General features: G+C 31.0%; 20 protein-coding genes. All 20 read right to left on the reverse strand.

Annotated elements, in window-relative coordinates; translation table 11 throughout:
• Positions 1 to 259: 259 nt before the first annotated feature.
• The 20 genes from lepA to NQ543_RS06140 all read right to left on the reverse strand — a co-directional run bounded on the left by lepA (position 260) and on the right by NQ543_RS06140 (position 18,915).
• Positions 260 to 2,071 carry a translation elongation factor 4 gene (gene lepA / locus NQ543_RS06045; RefSeq protein ID WP_004609754.1) on the reverse strand — a complete coding sequence of 604 codons (1,812 nt, stop codon included), beginning with the start codon at positions 2,069 to 2,071 and terminating at the stop codon, positions 260 to 262.
• 58 nt (positions 2,072 to 2,129) lie between these two features.
• A complete protein-coding gene (locus NQ543_RS06050) occupies positions 2,130 to 2,465 on the reverse strand; it encodes a single-stranded DNA-binding protein (protein ID WP_004609753.1) in 336 nt (111 codons plus the stop codon).
• Positions 2,466 to 2,675: 210 nt separating this feature from the next.
• A complete protein-coding gene (gene acpS, locus NQ543_RS06055; protein WP_004609752.1) occupies positions 2,676 to 3,008 on the reverse strand; it encodes a holo-ACP synthase in 333 nt (110 codons plus the stop codon).
• A gap of 2 nt (positions 3,009 to 3,010) precedes the next feature.
• Entirely contained in the window at positions 3,011 to 3,721 is a 711-nt protein-coding gene (locus tag NQ543_RS06060; RefSeq protein WP_004609751.1) for a hypothetical protein, read from the reverse strand.
• Between the two features lie 20 nt (positions 3,722 to 3,741).
• Entirely contained in the window at positions 3,742 to 4,344 is a 603-nt protein-coding gene (ytpR, locus tag NQ543_RS06065; protein WP_230197297.1) for a YtpR family tRNA-binding protein, read from the reverse strand.
• 8 nt (positions 4,345 to 4,352) lie between these two features.
• The gene (locus NQ543_RS06070) at positions 4,353 to 4,673 is read right to left on the reverse strand and encodes a thioredoxin family protein (RefSeq protein ID WP_004609749.1); all 321 of its coding nucleotides are present in this window, start codon (positions 4,671 to 4,673) and stop codon (positions 4,353 to 4,355) included.
• Positions 4,674 to 5,318 carry a tRNA (guanosine(46)-N7)-methyltransferase TrmB gene (gene trmB / locus NQ543_RS06075; RefSeq protein ID WP_004609748.1) on the reverse strand — a complete coding sequence of 215 codons (645 nt, stop codon included), beginning with the start codon at positions 5,316 to 5,318 and terminating at the stop codon, positions 4,674 to 4,676.
• Between the two features lie 32 nt (positions 5,319 to 5,350).
• Positions 5,351 to 6,070, reverse strand: a complete 720-nt coding sequence (locus tag NQ543_RS06080; protein ID WP_004609747.1) for a pseudouridine synthase — start codon at positions 6,068 to 6,070, stop codon at positions 5,351 to 5,353.
• On the reverse strand, positions 6,054 to 6,551 hold the full coding sequence (locus tag NQ543_RS06085) for a hypothetical protein (protein ID WP_230197296.1): 498 nt from the start codon (positions 6,549 to 6,551) through the stop codon (positions 6,054 to 6,056). Before NQ543_RS06085 ends, NQ543_RS06080 begins: the two co-directional genes overlap by 17 nt.
• A gap of 162 nt (positions 6,552 to 6,713) precedes the next feature.
• Positions 6,714 to 8,132, reverse strand: a complete 1,419-nt coding sequence (gene ltrA / locus NQ543_RS06090; protein ID WP_004608658.1) for a group II intron reverse transcriptase/maturase — start codon at positions 8,130 to 8,132, stop codon at positions 6,714 to 6,716.
• 428 nt (positions 8,133 to 8,560) lie between these two features.
• Positions 8,561 to 8,710: a DUF1540 domain-containing protein gene (locus NQ543_RS06095; protein ID WP_004609745.1), complete on the reverse strand. Its 150-nt coding sequence runs from the start codon at positions 8,708 to 8,710 to the stop codon at positions 8,561 to 8,563.
• Positions 8,711 to 8,763: 53 nt separating this feature from the next.
• A complete protein-coding gene (locus NQ543_RS06100) occupies positions 8,764 to 8,940 on the reverse strand; it encodes a sporulation protein Cse60 (protein WP_004609744.1) in 177 nt (58 codons plus the stop codon).
• A gap of 37 nt (positions 8,941 to 8,977) precedes the next feature.
• Positions 8,978 to 9,856 (reverse strand): aldose 1-epimerase family protein, encoded by an 879-nt coding sequence (locus tag NQ543_RS06105; protein ID WP_039904125.1) that lies wholly within the window; start codon positions 9,854 to 9,856, stop codon positions 8,978 to 8,980.
• Positions 9,857 to 9,965: 109 nt separating this feature from the next.
• The gene (rbfA, locus tag NQ543_RS06110; protein ID WP_004609742.1) at positions 9,966 to 10,310 is read right to left on the reverse strand and encodes a 30S ribosome-binding factor RbfA; all 345 of its coding nucleotides are present in this window, start codon (positions 10,308 to 10,310) and stop codon (positions 9,966 to 9,968) included.
• Between the two features lie 8 nt (positions 10,311 to 10,318).
• Complete coding sequence (gene infB, locus NQ543_RS06115; protein ID WP_004609741.1) at positions 10,319 to 12,157, reverse strand: translation initiation factor IF-2; 1,839 nt, start codon at positions 12,155 to 12,157, stop codon at positions 10,319 to 10,321.
• A 4-nt stretch (positions 12,158 to 12,161) separates the two neighbouring features.
• The gene (locus NQ543_RS06120; protein WP_004609740.1) at positions 12,162 to 12,458 is read right to left on the reverse strand and encodes a L7Ae/L30e/S12e/Gadd45 family ribosomal protein; all 297 of its coding nucleotides are present in this window, start codon (positions 12,456 to 12,458) and stop codon (positions 12,162 to 12,164) included.
• A complete protein-coding gene (gene rnpM / locus NQ543_RS06125; protein WP_039904120.1) occupies positions 12,451 to 12,708 on the reverse strand; it encodes an RNase P modulator RnpM in 258 nt (85 codons plus the stop codon). Before rnpM ends, NQ543_RS06120 begins: the two co-directional genes overlap by 8 nt.
• 12 nt (positions 12,709 to 12,720) lie before the next feature.
• Positions 12,721 to 14,019 (reverse strand): transcription termination factor NusA, encoded by a 1,299-nt coding sequence (nusA, locus tag NQ543_RS06130; RefSeq protein WP_004609738.1) that lies wholly within the window; start codon positions 14,017 to 14,019, stop codon positions 12,721 to 12,723.
• Between the two features lie 12 nt (positions 14,020 to 14,031).
• Positions 14,032 to 14,499 carry a ribosome maturation factor RimP gene (locus NQ543_RS06135; protein WP_004609737.1) on the reverse strand — a complete coding sequence of 156 codons (468 nt, stop codon included), beginning with the start codon at positions 14,497 to 14,499 and terminating at the stop codon, positions 14,032 to 14,034.
• Between the two features lie 96 nt (positions 14,500 to 14,595).
• Positions 14,596 to 18,915 (reverse strand): PolC-type DNA polymerase III, encoded by a 4,320-nt coding sequence (locus tag NQ543_RS06140; protein WP_004609736.1) that lies wholly within the window; start codon positions 18,913 to 18,915, stop codon positions 14,596 to 14,598.
• Positions 18,916 to 18,952 lie beyond the last annotated feature (37 nt).

The following is an 18,952-nucleotide window of genomic DNA, read 5'->3' on the forward strand; positions in this document are numbered from 1 at the left end:
GTACCCACTATCTTTACACTGCTTATTCCGTCGTACTATTGGACTTCGATTTGTTTAGCAATCTCATCCGATAAGCTTCTGCCTAAAATAGTTCGTATTCCTTGGGTCAGGACTTTGCCTCCAACTTCCTCCCGTTCACACCTTACGATGGATACCTTGTCTTCGGCTAGTGGTTGGTAGTACGAAACCCCCACAGTGGACTTTCACCACCTAGTCTTATGTCATGCGTGGCACACTAAAAAATAAGTAGTATTAAATACTACTTATCATCATCAACAGATAAAATTGCCATAAAAGCTTCCTGAGGAATTTCCACATTTCCAACTGCTTTCATTCTCTTTTTACCCTCTTTTTGTTTTTCTAATAATTTCTTTTTACGGGTAATATCACCACCATAACATTTAGCTAAGACATTTTTTCGCATCGCTTTAATTGTCGTTCTAGCAATGATTTTCCCCTGAAGCGCCGCTTGAATTGGTACTTCAAACATTTGTTTAGGAATGATTTCTTTTAATTTTTCACAAATAATCTTTCCTCGGCTATACGCAAAATCTTTATGAACAATCGTTGAAAGAGCATCAACTGCATCGCCATTTAATAAAATATCCATCTTTTGTAATTTGCTTGTTCGATAACCAATTAATTCATAATCTAGTGAAGCGTAACCTTTAGTACTAGATTTCAATTTATCAAAAAAATCATAAACAATTTCTGATAAAGGAACTTCATAAATAACATTTCTACGAGTATCATCAATATATTCAATATCAACATACTCTCCTCTTTTATTTTGACAAAGTTCCATAATTGCACCAACAAACTCACTAGGAGTCATAATTGATGCTTTTACATATGGCTCTTCGATATGATCGATAACCTGTGGAGCTGGCATCATTGCAGGATTATCAATAATTAATTCACTTCCATCTGTTAGATAACAATGATAAATAACTGATGGTGCTGTAGCAATTAATTCAAGATCAAACTCTCTTTCCAATCTTTCTTGGATAACATCCATATGTAATAATCCTAAAAAACCACATCTAAATCCAAACCCTAATGCTTGTGATGTTTCTGGTTCAAACATTAACGCTGAATCACTTAATTTCATCTTTTCTAATGCTTCACGTAAATCTTTATAACGAGCATTATCGATTGGATAAAGCCCACAATACACCATTGGATTTAATTGACGATATCCTGGTAATTGAACATTTGATTCCTGTTCAAGAGTAGTAACCGTATCACCAACATGGATGTCTTGAATAGATTTGATTGAGGCACAAAACCAACCAACTTCACCGACAACCAGCTCTTCTTTTTTTACTTCACGAGGTGTTCTAACACCTAATTCAGTAACTTCATATATTGCATTAGTAGCTAAAAATTTAACTGTATCGCCAACTTTAATTTTACCTTCTTTAATTCGAACAAAAACAATTACACCTCGATAACTATCATAGTAAGAATCAAATATCAAAGCTTGAGTAGGATTATTGATATCTCCAGAAGGTGCTGGGAATTCATGAACAACCTTTTCAAGAACTTCTTCAATATTCAATCCAGTTTTTGCAGAAATCAATGGTGCATGATCTGCCGGTAATCCAATCACATCTTCTACTTCTTTAATAACTCGACTAGGATCTGCACTTGGTAAATCTATTTTATTAATAACTGGTAAAATTTCCAAATTATTATCTAGTGCCAAATATACATTTGCTAAAGTTTGTGCTTCAACCCCTTGAACTGCATCAACAACTAAAATAGCACCTTCACAAGCCGCCAAAGAGCGAGATACTTCATATGTAAAATCGACATGCCCTGGTGTATCGATCAAGTGCAGCAAATACGTTTGTCCATCTTTTGCAGTATAATTAAGTTGAACCGCATTTAATTTTATCGTTATTCCTCTTTCACGCTCAAGATCCATACTATCAAGTAATTGAGATTTCATATCTCTATCAGCTACTGCTCCAGTTAATTGAAGTATGCGGTCTGCCAGGGTGCTTTTACCATGATCAATATGCGCGATAATTGAAAAATTTCTTATTTTACTTTGATCAATCGTCATTTATTATCACCCACTTTCGTTACAATATTATAACAAATAAGTAGGTCAAACTCAAATACTATTTATTCCCTCTAAAATATTTATCCAGTAAAGAAACATGTTCAGCAATCACTTCGATTGATGTAATAACTTTAGAATCACTACATTCAAATGTTCGTGAATGTAATCTACCTTTTATTGCTATCATGCTTCCTGGTAATGCTGTTTCAATAATCATTTCTGCAATCCCACGCCACAAAGAAACTGTTACATAATCACTTTCATACGCTCCTAAACCATTTTTAAACCCTTGTTCAATCTCCAATGTTGCATTGGCTACTTTTACACCACCTTTAGTAGTTTTCATTACTGGTATATCAACTAATCTTCCAATTAGCATAACTTGATTTAACATTTAATCTCCCTCCTCTTTCAAAATAATTATATGAATATAATTATTGCTTTTCAAGCTAACTTAAAAATGTAAAAATTCATAAAAATACAAAAATCAATCAATATTGATCGATTTTATTTTATATATGAAATAAATACTTTTTTATATGTGTTTTTAGACCGTTAATGTCTACTAAAATTTGGCTAAAATATAAATAAAAAAAGAAGTCATTTAGACTTCTACAATAACATAAGCAATGGCATAATCATTTTCATGAGCAATTGAAATATAAGAATTAACATAATTTAAAAATGGTTTTCCATTAGTATCATTTAAAATTTCAACATCATTAAATGAAACCAATTTTTCTTCTATTCCAACAGCTTTAAAAAAAGCTTCTTTACCCGCAAAACGACCACCAAGAAATTCACGTTTTTGTTTATCTGTTTTTTTATTACGATAAATTTCAAACTCCTTAAACGTTAAGATTTTACAAGCAAACTCATCCAAACAATCATTCAAGCGATTTAAATCAACAATATCGCAACCAATTCCTTTAATCATAATTAATCCTTAAACTTCTTTTCATATAAACTCATTAATTCATCTAATGACATATCATCATCAATTTCGTCAATTAAACTATCTTTCTTTTTTTCTTCATCCCCAGAAAAATCCAACTTAAACTCTCCAGTTCTTTCTTCAATAATTTTTAATTGGTCTTTTTCTTCTTCAACAATTTTAGCAATATTACGAAGATTATCTTCTACAGTAGGTAGACCATCAGTTTCTCTATTTACTCTTTTTTCAACTTTTGGCTTTTCTTCTTTAACATCTGGTTTTTCTTCTTTAATAGCTGTCAACTTAGATTCTGTTTCTACCTCAATCTTTTTTTCAAAATTACCAAAATATGGACTTAATACGGGAACTAACTCATCATCAGATAGTTTTCTTTTAGGTCTAGCTTTAGTTTTTTTAGAAACCTTTTTTTCTGGTTCTTTACTTTTAGTAATTCCTCGCATTGGCGAAATAATTTCACTCATACGATAAATTTCTTTTGGTTCTTCTTCAACTATTTTCTTTGATTCACTTACTTTTGGTTTTTCAACAGGTTTAACTTTAACATTTTCTTTTGGTTTTTTAGTCTCTTTATTTTTAAATTCTTCATCATAAATTAATGGCGTGCTAAATTTTTCTTTACGACGTTGTTCGACAACTGGGTCAACTTCAAAAATATCATCATTTTGTACATGCTTTTTAAATAACCCTTTAAACATTCTATTATTCCCCCTCTAGTCTAAAAAAAAGATTCACCAATATTATATTTTTCTTTATCTAATACCAAAATTCCACGCACTTGAGGTGCATTTGGTAAGCCTAATTCTCGAGCCGAACAAATCATCCCATTAGAATCAACCTTACGTAATTTAGATGGTTTAATTACTAAACCACTTGGCATAATTGCTCCAATTGTAGCAACTACAACTCTTTGCCCTTGTTCAACATTGGGTGCACCACATACAATTTGAGTTTCTTCGTTTCCTAAATTAACTTGACAAATATGTAAATGATCAGAATCTGGATGATCACACATTGAAACAACTTCACCAACAATAAAACGTGGTGTTTTATCAACTGTAACTGCTAAAAAACCATATTTTTCTAAAATTTCATTAAAAGCATCAACTTGTTCATCACTAAATTTAATCAAACCATTATTAAGACTACCTAAATATTTGCTGGCATTTAATAAATTATAACCAATAACATTTTCCTTTTTATCTTTTAAAACAACTAAATCATCATATTTATCATAGCTAAATGTTTTACCATCCACTATTCTTGCAAGCATAATATCGCCTACATGATCTAAATTATAAAATCCATGAAACATCATCATAACACCTCTTATTTTAAACTATCAATAAATGCTTGAATTTCGTCTTTTGTCTTACGAAGTTTACTTACAAAGCGTCCAATCTCTGCTTCATCATTATAAGCCACAAAAGATGGAATACCTAAAATATCTAAAGATTTACATAAATCTAATAAATCATCACGATTTACTACATAAAACTTAAATTCTGGATTTGCATCAACAATATCACCAATAAACGGTTTAACAAACATACAGTCAGGACACCAATTAGCCGTAAACATAAAAATAGTTTTACCAGCTTTTGCTTTTTCAAATTCTTCAACTGTCTTAATTTCAATTAATTTATCCATTTATTTATACCTTCCAATTAATTTATAAATTGGTCCTTTCTTACAAAATTTACGCTCATATTCAGTCATAATATTTCCTTCACTTTCAGGACTATTATGCAAATCAAGACTTATATATTCAAAATCCATTGGATATTGATTCAATGAAATCAATGAATACTCAAACAAACCACGATTATCTGTCTTAAATTCAATAACTCCTTGATCAATTAAAATTTGACGATAAACATCTAAAAACTTACTAGAAGTAAGTCTTCTTTTAGCATGTCTACTTTTAGGCCAAGGATCACTAAAATTCAAGAAAATTTTATCTACTTCATTTTTTTCAAATACATTATTCAACTCAATTGCATCATAACGCATTAAACGAAGATTACTCACTTTATTTTCTTGTAAATTAATCTTATTAATCGCTGCTGCTAAAACACTTGGATATTTTTCAATCCCAATATAATTTATGTCAGGGTTCAAACGGGCATTTTCATAAATAAAATCACCCTTACCCATTCCAATTTCTATATAAATTGGATTATCATTTCCAAAAACACTTTTCCAATTATTTTTAAAACTTTCTGGCTCAATTACTACAAAATCTTTATTTTCATTCATAATGTCATAAGCCCTTGGATTATTTCTAAGTCGCATTATTACTCCCCTTTACACATGTATATATTTTATCATAATTCTTTAGTCAAGTCGATAAATTCCTCTTTAGTAAGTTCGCGAAAATCACCTAATTGTAAACTACGGTCTATTGTCAATCCTTTAATACTTATTCGTTTTAAATAAGTTACTTTTTTATTACAAGCTTCTACCATTTTCTTTACTTGATGAAATTTTCCTTCAAAAATCTCTATTTCAACCTCACAACTATCATCAAACACTTCTAAAATTTTCAAATTAGCTGGTTTACATTTATAACCATTATCCAAAATCACACCATCTTTAAACGCTAAAATATCAAATTCATTCATTATTCCTGCAATTCTAGCAACATATACTTTGGCATGATTTCTATTTGGTGACATTAATCGATGAGCAAAATCACCATCATTACTAATTAATAAAAGTCCTTCAGTATCAATATCTAGTCGACCAACTGGAAATAAATCATAATTTTCATATCCAACAATCAAATCAATAACCGTTGGATGAACATTATCTTTAGTAGCACTTACATAACCCTTAGGCTTATTTAACATTAAATAAACATATGGGCGGTATTCAATTAGTTCACCATCAAAAATAATCTCATCTTTTTGATAATCAACTTTATAATCATCTTTTTTTATGATTTCACCATTAACTTCAACAAAACCCTTTCGAATATAACTTTTAACTTCTTTACGTGTTCCTATTCCATAATTAGCTAAAAGCTTATCAAGTCTCATCATCATCCAATCTTATAAACCTTTCTTCCAATTTTTTACTATTTTCATCATTATAAAACCTTAAATATATAATAACTCTAATATCCTTTTTCTTTGTAACTCCTGATAAATTAACTCCACGATATATTCCCTTTGTTTTATCAACAACACCAGGCACTAAAGAAAAACTCTCATCTTCTAAAATCCCTAAACTAGGCAAACTGCTTTCATCATCATTTTCAACTTTAGCAATCGCTTGTAAATCATACATATTTATTCTAGGACTGTCAATAATAATATCATAACGTGTTTTGCTATCATTAATTTTATTTAAAACTAATCTGATTGAAAACTCGTCACTTCCATCTTTAAATTCACGTTGTTCAATAAGTTTTTGTGTATATTTTTTATATTGCATATCAAGCTTATCATTTACCTCAGTTTCACTAGCTTTACAGCCAGTTATTAACAAACAAAGCATAATTATAAGAATTCGTTTCAATTTCATCACCGCTACCATTATAACATGTTTTATCTTAATCTAATAGAAAATAATGATAAACTAATTTTATTCACAAATTCACATCTAATTCACAATTGAATAGGGGCTAAGAATTAAAATCTTTCGCCCCTTTCACAACACCGTGCGTAGGGTTCCCTACACGGCGTTTCATAAGTTTATAGAGTTGTAATAATCTAGTGCACTTATAAATCCGTATATTTTTAATACTTCATTTGTAAGTGTCCTTTTTAGTATGAAGCTATTGGCGATGTGCCAGTAGCTTTTTCTTGTGTTTGCCCATTCCCATGCCTTACTTTTATTAATACCTAGTTTTTGTAAATTTCTATACCTTGTTCTTACTAACTTCCATCTTTTCCAATATATCATTCGTATTCTTCTTCTCATCCATGAGTCTATTTCCCTTAGATGTTTACTCATATTCGCTATCCTATAGTAATTCACCCAACCTGTAATGTATTCTTTTAACTCTTTAGCTAATTCCTTACTTGATATTGGTCGGTTCCTTTTGGTGATTTCCTTTATTCTCTTTTTCATCTTTTCTTTAGATTTCTTGTGAACAGTGATTCGTACATTACCACTCTTCTCTATATAAAATCCAAAGCCCAAGAATTTTATATCAGTAATATAGGCTACCTTTGTCTTCTCTTGGTTCACTTTTACAAATAATTTCTCTTCTAAATATCTTGTCACTGTTTCTTTGACTCTCATTGCACTTCTTTTACTTTTGAATAGTATGACACAGTCATCTGCGTACCTTACAAATCGATTTCCTCTTCTTTCCATTTCTTTATCAAATTCATTAAGATATATATTTGATAATAATGGGCTGAGTGGCCCACCTTGGGGTACTCCTTTTGTAGTTTCTTCAAACTTATGTTTTACTATGACTCCTGCATTGAGATATTTATGTATGAGTGATATAACTCTTCCGTCTTTAATAGTTTGTGACAATATCTGTATAAGTCTTGAATGGTTGACTGTATCAAAGTACTTCTCTAAATCTAGGTCTACTGTATATCGATATCCTTCATTGGCGTATTCGACTACTTTTCTTACTGCTTGATGGGCATTTCTTCTTGGTCGGAACCCATAACTATTGTCACTGAATTGGGGTTCAAATATTGGTGTCAGTACCTGTACTATCGCCTGTTGTATGACCCTATCCGTCACTGTTGGAATTCCTAACTCTCTTTTCTTTCCGTTATCTTTTGGTATTTCTACTCTTTTAACGGCTTGTGGACTATAATGTCCCTCCATGATAAGTTTCTTTAGATAAGACCAGTGTTGTGCGAAATGCGTACGAACTTCTGCGACTTGCATTTTATCTACACCACCACTTCCCTTATTACTCATAACCCTTTGGATTGCCTTTTCTATATTGGCATCCTCCATAATTGTTTCAAGTAACTTCTCATGTACTACAAATCTATTGGTGTTCTTCGTATGTGATATCTCTTGTTTTGATGTAGGATACACTTCTCCACTATTGTCGTATTCCGTACTATCTTCATAGAGTAAGCCTAATGATAGTTGACAGTATCCTATTTTATCTTGAGTATCTTTCATTTCCAGTTCACCTCCTTATGTTCGGTCCTTCGCTAGATAACCATTACAGTTATCATCATCACTACTATGACCTCGGCTGACTTCCTAGGACAAACGTTTCCACCATGATTACATTTTCATCATGTTCCTAGGACCTCCCACGGTAAGACATAACACTTTCATCCTATGTACCCACTATCTTTACACTGCTTATTCCGTCGTACTATTGGACTTCGATTTGTTTAGCAATCTCATCCGATAAGCTTCTGCCTAAAATAGTTCGTATTCCTTGGGTCAGGACTTTGCCTCCAACTTCCTCCCGTTCACACCTTACGATGGATACCTTGTCTTCGGCTAGTGGTTGGTAGTACGAAACCCCCACAGTGGACTTTCACCACCTAGTCTTATGTCATGCGTGGCACACTAAAAATAAATAGGAACATAAGTTCCTATTTACATCTGAAAGTTTCACACGCAGTCTCTTTAATTTCTTTTGCATGATTACATTTACAATTACATACTGTAATTTCTTGAGCTTCACATTTACAGTTATTATTGTAAACACAATTATCCACATGACAACATACGTCTTTAGCCATGGAATCACCTCCATAACTATTTTTAACAATCTCATTAAAACTATACGAGAAAATTATTTTTTATCTTCATATTCTATCAGGCAACTAAAACTATATTCCAATTCATTTGAAAAAGTCATTGCAACTTGATAATGTAAATTAATAATTGAAACTTCCTCCTTTGCAATAAAATCGTTCAACTCATCTTCTAAATCTAATTCATGTGTTTTTTCAATAATTTTTATTTTCATAATTAAATTATAAAAAAATCATCATGAAAAAATTGTCTTATTGGTTTATTTCAATTTTAAAAGTTGCTTCAAATTGCTCATTTTCTTTTAAACTAACAATTCCTTCTTTATCTTTAAATTCTCCACAAAAATCATCATAATCACTATGACCAAACCATGGTTCAATAGCAATTAATCCTCCTACATGTTTAGCTGCCCAAATACCTAAATGAGTAAAACCATCCATGTGAACAACCAATGATTTATTATGATTTAATGATTTTAATGCCATTTTATTTGATTTGAAATTTTCTAAAACGATCGTATCATTACTAAAAAGCTCTTGGCGAACAAAAAATCTTTTTTCATTATCTAAAAAAGAAACAGTTTCATGACTAATTCCTTTTTTCTTTAAATTAAGTACTTTTCTAGCTAAAGTTTCATTATCGCTAAATTCTAAATAATAATCATTACTTGATTCACCTTCCATAAATGGACAAGCAAAAGCAGGATGTCCTCCTATCTGAAAATAAATTTCTTTATTATCAGTATTTATAACCTTCAAATTACAAGCAAGAACATTATCATTTAAACTATAAGTTACTTCTAATTTAAATAAATAAGGATACTGTTTTAATATTTCTTCATTCGGTTCCAGTGTAAAAATAACTTCAGTATCATTTATTTGATTAGCAAGATATTCGCTGTGACGTGAAAAACCATGCTGTGTCATACTGTATGTTTTACCATTAATATGACATTCATTATTTTGAAGTGCTCCTACGATTGGAAATAAAATCGGCGCGCTGCTTCCCCATTGAATCGGATCACGACGCCACATATAATTGATTTGGTCTCTCTGTCCAACTATTTTAATAATTTCAGCCCCTTTATTTTTTAGAACAACTTCTAAAAAATTATTTTTTAATGTTATCATAATTACCTCCTGAGTCATATATCTATAATCTATTATAACATATCTATAATTAAACTAAAAAGTATATAAATTTTAATTTTAAAATAAAAGAGGCAATAATTGCCTCTAATTATTTATTATGATTTAAATCATCAATAATTTTTTCAATCTTATTACCATATTGTAAAGAAGTATCATTTACAAAATGTAACTCAGGAACTTTACGAATTGTAAGACGTTTTGCAAGCAACGAACGAATAAAACCCTTTGAACGCTCTAAAGCCTGCATTCCTTTACGTGTATCAAAATCTTTACCTAAAAATGTTACATAAATTTTAGCAATAGATAAATCATTAGTTAAATCAACTGCAGTAATCGTACAAAATCCTATCTTAGGATCACGAACTTCCATTTGAAGAATTTGTGATAACTCTCTTTGAATAATACCACTAACTTTTTCCTTCTTTAAAACCATGTAATCACCTACTTAACTTCTACTTCTTCCATGATATAACCTTCAACAATATCGCCCTCTTTAATATCATTAAAGTTTTCAATACTTAAACCACATTCAAAGCCACTAGCAACTTCTTTAACATCATCTTGGAATCTTTTCAATGAACCAAGTTTTCCTTCATAAACAACGACACCATCACGGATTAAACGAACGCCACAATTACGACGAATAAATCCATCAGTTACATAACATCCAGCAATATTCCCGACTTTTGACACTTTAATAACTTGACGAATTTCTGCTTGACCAGTAATTACTTCTTTGATTTCAGGCGCTAACATACCTTTCATTGCAGTTTCAATTTCTTCAACCATTTTATAAATGATATTATGAAGACGAATTTCAATACCTTCTTCTTCAGCCTTTTGACGAACTTTAGCATTAGGACGAACATTGAAACCATAAATGATTGCTTTTGAAGCTGTGGCTAATAAAACATCAGATTCTGAAATACCACCAGCTGTAGAGCGAATAACATTAACTCTTACACCTTCTACATCAATTTTTTCAAGTGAAGCTTTAACTGCTTCAGCTGTTCCTTGCACATCAGCTTTAACGATAATATTTAAATCAAGTACTTCACCATCTTTAATTTGTGAAAATAAATCATCTAAAGACATAGCAGCTCCTACACTACGTTCCTTATCTAATTTTGCTTTCAAACGTGATTCTCCAACACTACGAGCTTGTTTTTCACTTTCAAAAACCATGAATTTATCTCCAGCAACTGGAACATCATTTAACCCTGTAATTTCTACTGGTGTTGCTGGTAAAGCTTCTTTAATTACTTTTCCACGATCATCTAACATTTGACGTACACGTCCATGAGCAGTTCCTACAACAATTGGATCCCCAGCTCTTAAAGTACCATTTTCAACTAATAATGTTGCAACTGGCCCACGTCCACGATCTAGTTTTCCTTCAACTACACTACCATATGCATAACGATTTGGATTTGCTTTTAAATCAGCTAATTCAGCGACAACAATCAATGTTTCTAATAATTCATCGATTCCAATCCCTTTTTTTGCAGAGATTTCACAATATACTGTATCTCCACCCCAATCTTCAGGTAATAATCCATACTCAGACATTTCACCTTTGATTCTTTCAGGATCAGCACCTTCTTTATCAATTTTATTAATAGCAACAACAATCGGTACACCAGCCGCTTTAGCATGGTCAATTGCTTCTTTAGTTTGTGGCATCACACCATCATCAGCTGCTACAACAATAATAACAATATCAGTAACTTGTGCTCCACGAGCACGCATTGCAGTAAAAGCTTCATGTCCTGGAGTATCTAAAAAAGTAACTTTTTTACCATTTACATCAACTTGATAAGCACCAATATGTTGTGTAATTCCTCCAAATTCACCTTCAACAACTGCAGATTTTCTAATAGTATCTAATAATGTTGTTTTACCATGGTCAACATGTCCCATGATCGTAACAACTGGACAACGAGGTACTAAATCACTTTCATCATCAACAATCTCAATTTCTTCAAAATTGATTTCATTTACTTCTATATGTTTTTCAGCATCAAAACCATATTCTAAACAAATTAATTCTACTTGTTCATCACTAAGAGCCGAATTTATTGTTACCATTGTTCCAAGTAAAAACAATACTTTGATAATATTAGCAGGTGTTTGTCCAATTTTTTCTGCTAATTGTCCAACAGTAATTCCCTCTTCATATACAATCACTCCATCTTTAGCAACTGATTCTTCTTGTTTTGATGGAAAATTAGACATTAACTGTTTTTTTCCTTTTTTATTTTTTTTGTTTTGTTTTGCCATAATTTCACCCTCCTGTCTTTTCTTTTAAACTTTTTGCAAATCCAGCATCCTGAATTCCTAAAGCAACCCGATTATTTTTACCAATTGCACTCGATAATTCTTCTCTACTACTAGTTACTATATAATCAACATTATAACTAGTACACTTGTCAATAAATTTCTTTTTAGTATTATCGCTAGCATCACTTGCAATAATAACTAGATGTATTGCATTTGTTCTAATTTTTTTGATTAATGTTTCTCCAGTAACAATTTTACGGGCACGACTAGCTAGTCCCAATAAATTTAAAAAATTATTCATTAATCAACTTACCTAATTCCTCAAATATTTCATCAGGAATTTCAACTTGTAAAGAACGTGCTAACAATTTTTTCTTTTTTGCAATTTCAAAAGCCTCTTTACTTTTTTTTAAATAAGCCCCACGCCCATTCATTTTCCCTGTCAAATCAACAAACACTTCGCCCTCTTTATTACGAACGATTCTTACTAATTCTTTTTTAGGTAATTGTTCACCGGTAGCTAAACATTTTCTTAATGGTATTTTACGCAATATTATCACTCCCTAGTCAGCATCATAATATTTATCATATTCATCATAATCAATTTCTTCATCATATTTACTATATTCGTCATCTAAATCATAAAAATCATCATCATAATCTTCTTCAGCATCAATAATTTCATCATCATTTTTAACAATGACTTCTTCATCATTTGCTTCATCGTTATTTTCCAACATTTCTTGAGCAAATTGTTCTTCAAAACTTGCATCAACAGGTACTGATTTTGATTCTAATTCTTCCAAAGTAATTAAACCATTTTCTAAAGCTTCACTTACTGATTTAATATCAATCTTCCATCCAGTTAATCTTACTGCTAAACGTGCATTTTGTCCACGTTTACCGATTGCAAGCGATAATTGATCATCTGGAACAATTACTAAAGCACTATGATCTTTTTCATTAATAGAAACATATTTAACTTCTGAAGGACTCAATGCATTTGAAATAAATTCAACAGGATCATTGCTCCAAATAATGATATCGATCATTTCACCATTTAATTCATCAACAACATTTTTAACACGACTTCCTTTAGGTCCAACACATGAACCGATTGGATCAATATTTTCATTACTTGCATAAACTGCAATTTTACTTCTTTCTCCTGGTTCACGAGAAACTGCTTTAATTTCAACTGTTCCATCAAAAACTTCAGGTACTTCTAATTCAAATAATCTTTTAACAAAATTTGGTTCTGTTCTACTTACTACAATATGAGTTCCTTTAGTTCCACGATCAACATCACAAACATAAACTTTTAAATGTTGTCCCTCTTTTAATTTTTCTCCAGGAATTTGCTGATTTAATGCTAAAAACGCTCCTGTTTTTCCAATATTTACGATTGCAAACTTATCTTCAACACGATCAACTATACCAGTGATAATATCATCTTTTTTATCAGCAAACTCATTATAAAGAGTTTCTTTTTCAGTTTCACGAATTTTTTGTCTAAACAGTTGCTTTGTTTGAATCGCTGCTAAACGACCAATATGTTCAACGTCTGCTTCTGTTTCAACAACATCACCGATTTTATAAAATGGGTTAATCGCTTGAGCTTCTTCCAACGATAATTCTAAATCTTCATCTTCAAGATCATCAACAACCGTTCTTAATTCAAATAATCTAAATTTACCAGTTTTTTCATTAATTTCAACACGGACATTAGCATCAGAATTTAAATAATTTTTCTTATATGCTTTTGCAATAGATTCTTTCAACATTTCTAAGAAGACATCTTTTTCAATTCCTTTTTCTTCAATTAATAAATTTAATGCCTCCATGAATTTAATACCAGCCACTTTAATATCCTCCTAAAATTTCACAGCTAATCTAATAAATTTAATATTGTTGTATTCAATTTTTACTTTCTTTTTAATATTCTTAACTAAATATTCAAATTCAATCGTTTCATCTTCAATCGAATTAATAAAACCTTCAACTTCATCTAATCCTGCAATTGGATTATAAAATTTTGCATATACATACTTTCCAATAGAAGATTTAACCTGTTCAAATGTTTTTAATGGTTTTTCAACCCCAGGCGAAGAAACCTCCAAATAATATTCTCCCTTAATCGGATCTTCTTCATCCAGCTTTTGACTGATTTGCTCACTTACCGCTACACAAGTATCCATATCTAAAAAACCTTCATTTTTTTCAACAAAAATTCTAAGATACCATTCTCCTTTATCTTGAACATATTCAATATCATCAAGATAAACATCGTTACTTTGTAAAATTGGTTCAATCATTTCTTTAATCTTATTTAAAAGTTCCATCATTTCACCTCTATTCAATAATAAAGAGTGGGTTGCCCCACTCGCTTCTCTATGAAACTACAGCTATAATAACATATCTATTTAAAAATTGCAACTTTAAAAAAGTGATAATTGATTTCTTTCCTGCATTCCATTAAATACACCCATCTTAGTTAATGTTTTAATATGGGAATTATTTAATTTAGTACGTTTAATCACATCTTCTTTTGATAAAAATGGAGCTTGATTACGAGCATCAATAACTGTTTTAGCAACTGCTTCACCTAATGCATCAACTGCACTAAAAGGTGGAATTAATCCAAATTCATCATTAGGATCTAAAATGAATTTGCTGGCTTGTGAATATTGTAAACTAATTGGATTAAAATGATAACCACGCTCAATCATCTCTAAAGCGATTTCAAAAACATCCCACAAACCTTCTTCTTTATTTGAAGCACTGCGTTGTGCTTTTAATTGCGCAATTTCTTCACGACGTGCCATAATAGCATCTTTCCCTTGAATCAATGTTTCAATTTCATAAAAATCACAACGAGTCGAAAAATACACAGCATAGTATTCACGCGGATAATAAACTTTCCACCACGCTACTCGGATTGCTGAAAGAACATAAGCAACCGCATGAGCCTTAGGAAACATGTACTTAATTTTTTTACATGATTCAATATACCATTGCGGTACATTATGCTTTTTCATTAATTCCTCATATTGCATTTTTGGAAATACCGCAGTAGATTTACCTTTACGAACACATTCCATAATATCAAAAGCATCCTTATTTGGTAATCCCTTTTCAATTAAATAAACCATGATATCATCTCGACATCCAATTACTTCAGACAATGTACAAGTACCCGATTTAATCAAACTTTCAGCATTTCCTAAATAAACATCAGTACCATGAGATAACCCTGAAATAATTACCAGATCACTAAATGATTTAGGTTGTGTTTGATCAAGCATTCCTCTTACAAAGTTAGTTCCAAATTCCGGTAAACCTAAAGCACCACTTTTACAACCAATAAATTCCAAATCACAGCCAAGTGCTTTACTGCTTGTAAATAATGACATTACTTTTTTATCATTAGTAGGAATTGTTTTAGGATCAACTCCTGTCAAATCTTGTAAAGCACGAATCACAGTAGGATCAACGTGTCCTAAAATATCAAACTTTAAGACATTATCATGAATTGCATGGAAGTCAAAATGAGTTGTCTTCCAAGTAGCACTTAAATCATCAGCAGGGTATTGATAAGGTGTAAAATCAAAAACATCCATATCCCTAGGAATGACAATAATCCCTCCCGGGTGTTGCCCTGTTGTTCGTTTAACACCACCACATCCAGCTGCTATTCTTTCTAATTCGGCACTTCTAATGGACTGATCTTTCCCCATCAATTCTGCATATCCTTTAGCATATCCATATGCTGTTTTTTCAGCTACTGTTGAAATTGTTCCTGCTCTAAAAACATGGTCTTCACCAAAAATTTCTTTAGTAAACGCATGGGCATTAGCCTGATATTCTCCAGAAAAATTAAGATCGATATCAGGAACTTTATCAGCATTAAATCCTAAGAAAGTTTCAAAGGGAATATTATGGCCTTCACCTTTCATAATCGTTCCACACTTAGGACAGGGTTTATCCTCTAAATCATAACCATCAGCAATTGTTCCTTCTTCTAAAAACTCACTATAAGTACAATTAGGACATACATAATGAGGTGGTAGCGGGTTAACTTCTGTAATTCCCGACATTGTTGCAACAAACGATGAACCAACAGAACCTCTTGAACCAACCAAGTAACCATCATCATTAGATTTTTTTACAAGTAAATGAGAAATATAATAAATAACCCCAAAACCATGTTTAATAATATTACTCAGCTCTTTTTCTAATCTCTTTTCAACAATTGATGGTAAAGGATTACCATAAGTCTTATGCGCTGTTTCATAACAAAGCTTCTTTAAATTTTCATCAGCACCATCAATTTTTGGCGTAAATAATTTATCATGAATTGGTTTTATTTCTTCAACCATATCAGCAATCTTATTAGTATTTGTTACAACGTATTCAAAAGTTTCTTCTTTTGATAAATATGGATAACACTCAAGCATCTCATCAGTAGTTCGTAAGTATTGACATGGATTTTTTGCCTTTGGATTACGACGATCACAAAGCGGATGAGCTTTATGACCAATTCCAATCGTTGGATTTGAAATAAAGACATCTCTAAAAATTCGATCTTTAACATCTAAAAAATGAACATCACCGGTTGCTACAATTATTTTATTTAACTTTTTAGCACAAGTAACAATTCTCTGTAAAGATTTGATCAATTCATCTTTATCTTGTAACTTACCACGTTCAATTAAATGAAAATAGTCTTCCAGTGGCTGGATTTCAATATAATCATAGAATTTCATTGCATTTTCTAAACGCTCATCAGATAAATTTAATGCCGCTTCAAAAACATCACTATTATAACAGCTACTTCCAAACAACAAACCTTCTCGATAATATTCCAAACGTTCCTTTGGTATTCTTGATTCACCATGAAAATATTTAGTATTTGCTTCACTAACTAGTTTAAACATGTTTTTTAATCCTGTCTTATTTAGTGCTAAAGCGCACATATGATAAGGATAAACAATTTTATAAACATCATCACTTGTTAATTTACAAACATCTAACAAACTATATTTTTCACTTTGCATAATTTGATGAATCATTAAATTAAATACATCACCAAGTACCTTTGCATCATAATCAGCACGATGCGCTACTTCATCATCATAATTAACACGATAACTTCGACAAACATTGCCTAATCGATATGATTTCATCGGTTTTAATATTGCTCTTGCTAGAGCTAATGAATCAATAATTGGATTTTTAATTTCTGACATATTACTTCTTCTTAAATTCTCATTTAAAAAACCTACATCGAAACTTGCATTATGAGCAACTAAAATACAATCACCAAAAAACTCCATAATTTCAGGCAAAACTTTATCAATAGTCGGTTCGTTTTTTACCATTTCATTTGTAATATTTGTAAGGCTACTGATTCGTGAAGAAATTGTCTTTCCAGGATTAATAAATTTTTGCATTCGATCAATTACTTCACCATTTTTTATCTTGACCGCACCAAATTCAGTAATTCCATCATGAATTACTGATAAACCAGTTGTTTCTAAGTCAAAAGCTACATATGTTGCATGTTCAATTGAAACATCAATTGGATTATAAACAATATTTAAGACCGGTTCGACCATATTGAACTCAACACCATAAATCATTTTGATTCCTGCTTGCAAACTAGCACTTTGAGCTTCAGGAAAAGATTGCACATTTCCATGATCAGTTACAGCAATTGCTTTATGTCCCCATGAAGCTACAGTTTTTATATATTGTTCAATTGTTCCAATTCCATCCATTGCCGACATCTTTGAATGAGTATGTAATTCTACTCGCTTTATTTCACTTGTATCCTTTCTAGGTGCAGGACCTTTGATAATTTCAACCTCACGAGCTATCATTACCGTTTCATGAGCATAACTGTCATAACGCACTTCTCCGCGTACTTTAACCCATACATTTCCTTTACCAATTGATTTTAGTTCTTCAAGTGAATTATTTGAATTATTTTCAAAGCGTTTAACAATGATTGAATCAGTATAATCAGTTACCCATAAACTTTGAATATGTTTATTAGATTTAGTTACAATTATATCTGTTTTAAAAACATAACCTTTTATACAAATATTATTATCTAGTGTTTGATCTGTTATTTCTTCAATTTTCATATCAACTGCATTGCTTTTTTTGCGATATTTATTTTGAAAAGTATTTTCTTTCATACTTGGTTTTTCTGTTTTTTGAAGAAGTGACATATCAATTTCAACTGGTTCATATGTTTCCATTTCTTCTTTAATATCTTTAAAAGTATCATTTTCTTCATCAAGATAAAAATCAAAGTTTCGTTTAATTCCTGTTTGATTAAATAGTGATTCTATTTCACTTTTTAACTGTGTCAATTGTTCAAGTTGAATTGTATTACATGCTCCAATTTTAATAATTGGGCCCACTTTAAAATTATCTGTTGTTAAAGTTAAACAAACCGGATATTTTTGTTTTAATACTTCTAAAAGATAACCAATATATGGAATTAATTCTTCTTGGGTAAAATCATCATTTTCATAATCAATCACATATTTTATTGGAAAAGGAAAATTATCTTTGTTTTGTATTAATAATTGATATTCATTAAATGGAATCAATTTTTGAAAAGATAAATAAAAAGTATAACTATCATCCTTACTTACAAATACTTTCGTTATTTTACCATCATTCAATCCATCAGCTTCTTTTTCAATACCCAAATTTTTTAATAATATCAATAATTTATTATCCATTATTTCACCTCACATCTTATCAATATAAGAAAAGGGA

Origin of the sequence: Thomasclavelia spiroformis DSM 1552, assembly GCF_025149465.1 — a bacterium.
Lineage (GTDB): Bacteria > Bacillota_I > Bacilli_A > Erysipelotrichales > Coprobacillaceae > Thomasclavelia > Thomasclavelia spiroformis.